This is a genomic window from Spirulina subsalsa FACHB-351, from assembly GCF_026130165.1.
Lineage (GTDB): Bacteria > Cyanobacteriota > Cyanobacteriia > Cyanobacteriales > Spirulinaceae > Spirulina_A > Spirulina_A subsalsa_A.
Genome location: NZ_JAIHOM010000166.1, coordinates 1 through 8,467 on the forward strand (window position 1 = coordinate 1; position 8,467 = coordinate 8,467).

The following is an 8,467-nucleotide window of genomic DNA, read 5'->3' on the forward strand; positions in this document are numbered from 1 at the left end:
CCCCCCGCTCCCCTGCTCCCCTGCCCCCCCGCTCCCCTGCTCCCGATTCCCGGCTCCCCGAGTTATTCAGCACGCCCTACATAGACTCATTTCCTCAATGAAACCAGCCCTTAAATTCTGTCTATTCTTGCTGATTGGTCTATTAATTGCTTGTAAAACATCTTCCCCCCCACAAGACCGGATCACCCTCACTGTCTCAGCCGCCGCTAATTTAAACGAGGTTTTCCCCCAAATCCGTGAACGTTGGCAAGAAGAAACAGGACATTCAATTGCCTTTAACTTTGGTTCCACTGGACAACTAGCCCAACAAATTGAACGAGGGGCTCCAATAGATTTATTCGCCGCCGCCAATCGGCACGTCATCGAAGATTTAGACCGGAAAGGGTTAATCGAATCGGAAACCAAAGCATTGTATGCCATCGGACAGATTATTCTTTGGCAGCGTCCAGAGAGTGCCTTAGAGATAACAACCCTTGAAGACCTATTAAAGCCCGAAATCCAGCGTATCGCCCTAGCCAATCCAGATCATGCTCCCTATGGTGTCGCTGCACGAGAAGCTTTACAAACCTTGGGACTGTGGGATATCCTTCAGCCTAAACTCATTTACGGGGAAAATGTTCGTCAAGCCCAATATTATGCAGAAACGGGCAATGTGGATGTAGCTATTACAGCCCTTTCCCTTAGTATTGGTAAACCCGGGCAATGGGTACTGATTCCGGCTGACCTCCACCAACCTCTTGAACAGATGTTAGCCTTGCCGAAAAATGCCCCTCATCCCCAAGAAGCGCGGGAGTTTGCTAGTTTTATTAAGGGGGAACAAGGGAGAGTCTTAATGGAGCAATATGGTTTTACTATGCCGGAAGAATCCGAAGTTCGGAGTCAGGATTGAGCATCAAAAAATGTCCACATCAACCCCCAGCAACTCATTCCCTACCTGCTTCAATAGCATTGCAAGCTTATGATTTGGCAAGCGTCCCTACTCTCGCTAAAAGTTACGATTCTTGCCAGTCTTTTGATTTTAGGTTTGGGTGTAAGCTTAGGAATTATACTTGCTCGTACCCGATTTCCGGGGCGGATTTTTCTCTCTACCTTGCTCAATGTTCCCCTTGTTCTGCCGCCCAGTGTGGTGGGCTATGGTTTATTGTTAGCTTTAGGACGGGGGAGCCCCCTGAAGGAAGGATTAGGCTTAGATTTGGTATTTACTTGGCAAGCTGGCGCGATCGCCTCGACTGTTGTCGCCCTACCACTCATGGTAGAATCCACAAGAGCCGCCATTGCTAGCGTTAACCCCGAATTGGAAGAAGCCGCCCGCACCCTTGGTTCTTCTGAGTGGGATGTTCTGTGGCAAATTACCTTACCCCTTGCCTATCGGGGCATATTAGCGGGTTTTGGGTTGAGCATAGCCCGTGCTTTCGGTGAATTTGGGGCAACTCTGATGGTTTGTGGCAATATTCCCGGTCGCACTCAAACCCTCCCTCTAGCCCTCTATGATGCGGTACAGATGCAACGTTACGATTTAGCCAATGGTATGGTTTTGATTATGACTACGATGGCTTTTGTTCTGGTCGGGTGGGTGAGATATTTAGAAAGTCGGGGTAAAAGTTAGTCGTACAAAACCGTCCAAGATTCGTCGTTGCGTTTTCCTATTGGCGATCGCAATTTTCACCTCGGCGACTTGGATTTGTCCGTAGCCCAATCTAGGGTTTGGGTGAGATTGCTGTGAGCTAGTTGGAGTATTCTGTCCAATAGACTAAACTTGTCTCAGTGTTCCCCCACCCCACTCCTAATTGATGACTCATAAGTAGTTATGATTCCTACCCTTATATTAATCGTTGAAGATGAAACTCATATCGCATCAAACCTAGAACATTTACTAGAAAACATTGGCTATCAAACCGCCTTAGTCAACTCTGGGGAGGAAGCGATTCAATACCTAGAACAAAATATTCCCGATCTCGTATTAATGGACATCTGTTTACCCGGCGTATTAGATGGCATCCAAACCGTAGAAACTATCCGAGAACGGTTTTCTGTCCCAGTCGTTTACTTGACCGCCTATGCCGATGCAGAAACCATAGAACGGGCAAAAATGACCGAACCTTACGGGTATTTGATTAAACCCTTTGATGTGCGAGAATTAGCTTCTGTTATTCGGATTGCACTGCATAAATACATGAATGACCGCGCTCTGCAATCTCAACAACAATGGCTCACCACGACACTCAAAAGTATTGGTGATGGAGTTATTACAACGGATCAAAAAGGCACAATTACCTTTATTAACCCCATTGCAGAACAATTAACTGGATGGACACAACAAAAGGCCGTCGGAAAACCTATCAATCAAGTCTTTCGAGTCTGTGAAGGTCATTCTAAACAAGTGATCCCTAATTTAGTTAAATTAGTTTTAAAACAGCAAAAAACCGTCGAATTTCACCATTCATCAGGCGATCATGAACCCGGAAAAAACAATCAAAATGAATCCCTACCGGAACGGTTTTTACTCCAGCACCCTCATAACCATTTATTACCAATTGATGCCAGTGCCTCTCCCCTAAAAAATGATCAGGGAGAACTGTTAGGGGTTGTTTTGATTATTCGAGATATTACCGAACGGCATAAATATCAATATAAACTACAGGAACTGAATGCCCAATTAGAAGAAAAAGTCAAAGAGCGCACCCTTGAGTTAGAAAAAAGCATTCAACATTTAGAAGCAGAAATTGAGCAACGGCAAAGGACGGAAATTGCCTTAAGACAAAGTGAAGAGCGTTTTCGTAACTTAATTGAAACCCTCAGTGATTGGGTCTGGGAAACCAATAATCAAGGGGTTTGTGTTTATGCTAGTCCTAAATTAACCGATGTTTTAGGCTATCGTCCCCATGAGGTGATTGGCAAGCATTTATATTCTTTTATGACCGCGACAGAAGCGGAACGAGTGACGGAAGTTGTAGCCCCATTATGGGAAAATCGTGTGCCTTTTCATTGCATTGAATATACCGCACAACATAAGGAAGGATATCCGGTGGTTTTAGAAACCAGTGGAGTCCCGATTTTTAACGCTAAGGGCGAGTTTCAAGGGTACCGAGGAATTGACCGGGATATTACAGAACGGAAGCAGGCACAAGAGGCATTAGAAAGTAGTTTTGCAACAAATCGCGCTTTATTAAATACCATGCCAGATCCCATGGTACGGTTAAGTCGTCATGGTTCATTTTTAAACTTTAAAGAAGGGGAAGGTAACGGGTTTTTATTGCCTGTTTGGAAGTGTTTAGGTAAAACAGTGCGAGACGCTTTACCTCCAGAAATTGCTGAGGAATTTATGAGTTGTATTGAACAGACACTGACGGAGGAAACTTGTCCGGTGTTGGAATATCAACTGGTGCGGGGTGAGGTGGTGAGTCACTGGGAAGCGCGTTTTTCGGTGAGTGTGAAGCAGGAGGAAGTGATGGTTATTTTACGGGATATTAGTGAACGAAAACAGTTTGAGGAGTCGTTAAAAAATACAAATGAACAGTTAAGAGCAACGACTTCAAGGTTAAGTACACTGATCGAAAATTTACAGTTTGGGGTGTTAGTAAAAGATGAATCACAACGGGTCGTTTTAACTAATCAAGCTTTTTGTGATTTGTTTAATATTGATATTCACCCTGTGACATTAATTGGGGCAAGTTTTGCAGATTTTCCCTATTCTTATCAACATCTTTTTGTGGATGGAGAACGGTTTTTAGAACACCATAAAAAGATTTTGGCGGAAGGTCATGTAATGAGTGATGAGGAAATTGAATTGGTGGATGGTCGCACGTTTGCGCGAGATTATGTTCCCATTGTAGTAGAAGGACAGGAACAAGGTCATTTATGGATGTTCCGAGATATTACGGAACGGAAGCAACAGGAACAGGTTTTACGCGCTTCTTTGCAGGAGAAGGAAGTGTTACTGAAGGAGATTCATCACCGGGTTAAGAATAATTTGCAAATTGTCTCTAGTTTGTTAAAGTTGCAATCGGGTTATATTGAGGATGAACAAGCGGTGATGATGTTCACGGACTGTTATAATCGGGTGCGTTCTATGGCTTTGATTCACGAAAAACTCTATAGAACGGAAGACCTTGCTTATATTAATGCCCCGGATTATATTACCAGTTTGGTGCATAATTTAATGAGTACCTATGACAGTATGAATCGGGTACAAATGCAAGTAAATGTTGCCGAAATTTACTTAGATATTGATACGGCTATCCCTTGCGGGTTGATTATTACGGAGTTGGTTTCTAATGCGATGAAACACGCTTTTCCTCCTCCTGCTCAGGGGGTAATTTCTATTGAATTGGGTCAGGAGGGGGAGGAGTTGTTATTAGCGGTAAGGGATAATGGGGTAGGGTTGCCGGGTCATTTAGATGTTGAGGAAACGGAGTCTTTGGGGTTACAGTTGGTGGTTAATTTAACGGCCCAGTTGGAAGGGGAGTTAACGGTGCAAAGTGAAGGGGGAACTTGTTTTGCGATCGCCTTTCCCCAACCTGAACCCTAGTCTACCTCGACCCAAACCGAGACAGAACCCCCTTTACAGCAGAATTGCCCCCATCCCGCTTCATTGCTATAAATGGGTTCTTGAATATGTTCGGTCAGATCGATAAATTTGGCGTTGGGTTTTCCGACTTCCATCCACTTCCACCCCGGCGCTCCATCGGTCATAATGACAGCCATTGCTTTAGGATGGGTGGCATCCCCTAAACGAGTCCATCCGATGGTGTTGTAGTGGTCAAAATAATCGTACTGTTCCCCATAAGCGTAGTGATGACGGGCATAGAGAAACTTATCAATTAACCAACGATGGGCAACTAGGGTGATGGTGTACTCTCTACCATCTCGTCCCTTGTCTGCATATTTCGCCCCGTAATAGTCTGCATAGAAAATACAGGGATAACCTTCCCGACGTAACAAAATAATGGCATAGGCGAGGGGTTTAAACCAGTCCTCTACGGGGGATTCTAGGCACTGTAAGGGCTGGGAATCATGATTTTCGACAAATGTCACCGCATGGGTGGGACGCTGCTGCATCATGGTGCCATCGAGGATCTTCCGCATATCATAATGACCCCCAGACCGACTGGCATAGTGGAAATTGTAGTGTAGAGGTACGTCGAAAACGGACATCTTACCCCCCACGGCATCCACATACCAATGGAGCGCATTAATATTATTGTACCAATATTCTCCGACAAAAAATAGGGGCTGGTTGCTTTGTGTTTGGAGGTGATCAATCCATTCACAGAAAAACCAAGCGGAAATATGTTTGATGGCATCGAGACGGAAACCATTGACTCCCGTTGTGTGGAGATACCATTCTCCCCAATGTTTAATTTGTTCCCGGACTTCTTCATGTTGGTAGTCGAGATCACAGCCCATTAAATAGTCGAAATTGCCTTTTTCGAGGGCTAAATAATCATCAAATTGTTTCCCTTCCAGCAGATACACTGTATCTTTTTCTTTCGTTAAGTCATCCCAATCTGTTGCGTCAAAGTGCCACCAGTGCCACTCAAAGGGGGAATATTTGCCTTGACGACCGGGAAAGGCAAAATGGGTAAAGGCTCTAATTTCGCGACGGGGGCCTTTTGGGTGAAGGCGATCGCCAGACCAAAAGGGAGTAGCGCGGACGGTTTCGAGGCCTTCTGCCCCCATTTTATGATTTAACACAGCATCGGCATAGACCTGAATCTGTTGGGCTTGTAAGCTTTGGATGGCTTCGAGGTATTGGGTGCGATCGCCGTATTTCGTCCTAACGGTATCCCGTTGATTAAACTCCCCTAAATCATAGAGATCATAGACTCCATACCCCACATCATTAATCCCTCCCATTGCCTTATAAGCAGGAGGCAACCACAAGGCCGTAATTCCTGCTTTCGCTAAATCCGACGCTTGATTTTTTAACTCTTCCCACAATACCTGTTCTGGCGTAATATACCAGTGAAAGTATTGCATGATTACCCCATTTAATGTCATGATTCCTCCTTGGTTGAACAAAACGGCTCCTAGTCCTATTGTCCCGAGTAATTGATTCCAGATTTAATAGATCCCAGATTTAATTGATTCCAGATTTAATTGATTCCGCGATTATTAGCTACAGCATATTTAATCACCCTCTGGCTGGGATATATCGCCATTGGCTGGCTACTCGCCGCGTGGCGTGCCTCTCCTTGGATTATAGGGCTAAGTGGGGTCATGGTGTTGTATTTAGGTAAAGCCGGAATGGGTGGCTTGGTTTTGGTGAATATGTGGGTTTTGATTTTGATGGCGTGGAGTGCAGCTTTTAAAGTTTGGTTTAGTGGAGTTTTTTTGCCCTATGTTCCCCAATATAGTGGTCCATTATGGGCTAGTTTTTTGTTGTTACTTTGGACTATTACGCTCCTCCTTGTTTTAGGTTTAGCCCAAGGTAAAAAGCCTCTAATCCTTTTGGGGGTTTCCCCTCGTTTTATTCCCTATGCTTTAGGTTTAGGAGGTCTTTCTGCCCTCATTATTGGTCAGATTATTTATCATCAATTTACCCCACATTATTAGGGCTTGCTGTGCGCGGAGCGTGCCGTTAGGCATATAACTTGGGGAGCAGGGGAGAGGGGGAGCAGGGGAGCGGGGGAGAGGGGGAGCAGGGGAGAGGGGGAGCAGGGGAGAGGGGGAGCAATTATCAATTATCAATTATCAATTCTGTTGCTCAATTTGCCGGACTACGGTGAGGGCGGAATAACTGACTCCGGCTGTACCTTCGCCGGGGTGGTTGGAGTCTCCTACTAACCAGAGATGGGGGATGGGGGTACGGGTGGCAAAACCAAAGGGGCCGAAAGTGAAGCGCCGTTGTCCCACTCCTCCCACAAAACCCGCTTCTCGGGCGGTATAACGGGCAAAGGTGCGGGGGGTAGCGGCTTCTTGGTGGATGATGGTGTCTGGGGTGAGGTGGAAGTATTGACTTAAACGAGCGATCGCATCTTGTAGATATTCTGCCTTACGACGTTGGTAGGCCGCCCTTTCTTCCCCCCACCAAGGCCGAGTATCGACAAAGGAAGAAGCAATCACCGTAGCACAACCTTGGGGAGCGCGTCCATCATCGGGTTGACTAACGGAGACAAAAAGGGAGTTATTTTCCCCAATTTCCCCCTCGTAATCGTAGAGGAATTGGAGATGAGGGGGGCAACCCTCGGGAATAGCGGCCTGTTTGACTCCTAAATACACCACAAAGGCCCCGGAGGGATTCGGCAGTCGTGCCACACGCTGACGGTAGGGATTTAACCCTAATAGGGCGAGGGGATTCTCCCAGAGGGTGGAGGGGGGGGCTGGGGTAACATCTGGCAGGAGTTGCAGGAGATTATGAACCGTGACATTAGCCACAATATTATCCGCTTCTAAGGAGCAGATAGCCCCGGTTTTGCCTTGACGTAGGGTGACGGCGCTGGCTTTGCCCCCCTTGGTGTGGATTTGTTGGACGGTGTGGCGTAGGAGTAGCTGACCGTTGTGGCGTTCTAGGGCTTGGACAAGGCGATCGCTTAAACCCTGCATACTACCCTCCAAATGATACAGCCCTTGGGGTTCTTGGGAAACACCTAAAGCCGTGGCCGCGTAAAGTAGAGCCGTTTCTTCGGCGTTAACTTGGGAATAGAGTTTGAGTTGTAAGTCCAGAAAGGTGCGCAGGCGTTGGTCTTGCCCCAATCCATAGAGTCTCAGGGCATCCCCAACAGTCATCAGGGCAAACGGTAAGGTAATCAGGGTATCGGGGCGCAGGGCCCCAATTAACTGCCCCAAATCCCAACTATTGCGGGGGGGGAGGATGGGATCTCGACCCTGAAACCGCCAACTGGCCTCAAAAAGGGTAGCCATCAGTTGCCAAAATGGTTCACTGTGGGGAAAATGCCGTTGACGTTCGACTTGCCAGCGAGTGCGATCGCGCCAGACCGATATAGGGTCTTGCTCCCCCGGCAAAAACACCGCACAGGCCGGGTCACAGGGGCGCGCTGCGGGCGGTTCAACCCCCAACTCCCCGAAAATCCGGGCATGGATGCCCCCCGGTTCTAACCCCGCTACCTGAGTCGCTCCCACATCAAAGGTAAAACCCCGGCGCTCAAAGGTAGAAGCACAGCCCCCCGGCACGGCAGCCTGTTCCACCACAACCACCTCATAGCCCCGTTTTGCCAACAAAGCCCCAGCCGTTAATCCTCCAATGCCAGCCCCAATCACGACCACTTTTTGACTCATTTTTTTATTTTTTGACCTGTTGAAATAGATGGAATCCCCGTCCGTTTACGGCGGGGCGGATGTCAACCTTTGGACTGACGCACCAATTCATCCCGACGCTCCCCTATCGGTTCAAGGGAACAGGGAATAGGGAATAGGGAATAGGGAATAGGGAATTGCCCCCCTGCTCCCCTGCTCCCCCGCTCCCCTGCTCCCCCGCTCCCTGACTCCCAACTCCCCGAGTTATTCA

General features: G+C 47.3%; 6 protein-coding genes. 4 read left to right on the top strand and 2 right to left on the bottom strand.

What is annotated here, in order from left to right; all coding sequences use genetic code 11:
* Positions 1 to 97 precede the first annotated feature (97 nt).
* The 3 genes from modA (at position 98) to K4A83_RS20915 (ending at position 4,528) form a co-directional block, all read left to right on the top strand.
* Positions 98 to 889: a molybdate ABC transporter substrate-binding protein gene (gene modA / locus K4A83_RS20905; RefSeq protein ID WP_265266639.1), complete on the top strand. Its 792-nt coding sequence runs from the start codon at positions 98 to 100 to the stop codon at positions 887 to 889.
* A gap of 69 nt (positions 890 to 958) precedes the next feature.
* Complete coding sequence (gene modB / locus K4A83_RS20910) at positions 959 to 1,606, top strand: molybdate ABC transporter permease subunit (RefSeq protein WP_265266640.1); 648 nt, start codon at positions 959 to 961, stop codon at positions 1,604 to 1,606.
* A gap of 201 nt (positions 1,607 to 1,807) precedes the next feature.
* Positions 1,808 to 4,528: a PAS domain S-box protein gene (locus K4A83_RS20915; RefSeq protein ID WP_265266641.1), complete on the top strand. Its 2,721-nt coding sequence runs from the start codon at positions 1,808 to 1,810 to the stop codon at positions 4,526 to 4,528.
* Here K4A83_RS20915 and K4A83_RS20920 read toward each other — a convergent pair.
* The gene (locus K4A83_RS20920) at positions 4,525 to 6,000 is read right to left on the bottom strand and encodes an alpha-amylase (RefSeq protein ID WP_265266642.1); all 1,476 of its coding nucleotides are present in this window, start codon (positions 5,998 to 6,000) and stop codon (positions 4,525 to 4,527) included. The two genes, K4A83_RS20915 and K4A83_RS20920, sit on opposite strands and share 4 nt — an antisense overlap.
* A gap of 99 nt (positions 6,001 to 6,099) precedes the next feature.
* On the opposite strand from K4A83_RS20920, the gene K4A83_RS20925 reads away from it, so the two are divergent.
* A complete protein-coding gene (locus K4A83_RS20925; RefSeq protein ID WP_265266643.1) occupies positions 6,100 to 6,555 on the top strand; it encodes a hypothetical protein in 456 nt (151 codons plus the stop codon).
* Between the two features lie 138 nt (positions 6,556 to 6,693).
* Here the strand turns inward: K4A83_RS20925 and crtD are convergent, their stop codons facing one another.
* Positions 6,694 to 8,238: a C-3',4' desaturase CrtD gene (gene crtD, locus K4A83_RS20930; protein WP_265266644.1), complete on the bottom strand. Its 1,545-nt coding sequence runs from the start codon at positions 8,236 to 8,238 to the stop codon at positions 6,694 to 6,696.
* Positions 8,239 to 8,467: the final 229 nt, after the last annotated feature.

Coding starts and splice junctions, on each gene's coding strand:
- modA (WP_265266639.1), top strand. CDS start 98: ATGAAACCAGCCCTTAAATTCTGTCTATTCTTGCTGATTGGTCTATTA.
- modB (WP_265266640.1), top strand. CDS start 959: ATGATTTGGCAAGCGTCCCTACTCTCGCTAAAAGTTACGATTCTTGCC.
- K4A83_RS20915 (WP_265266641.1), top strand. CDS start 1,808: ATGATTCCTACCCTTATATTAATCGTTGAAGATGAAACTCATATCGCA.
- K4A83_RS20920 (WP_265266642.1), bottom strand. CDS start 6,000: ATGACATTAAATGGGGTAATCATGCAATACTTTCACTGGTATATTACG.
- crtD (WP_265266644.1), bottom strand. CDS start 8,238: ATGAGTCAAAAAGTGGTCGTGATTGGGGCTGGCATTGGAGGATTAACG.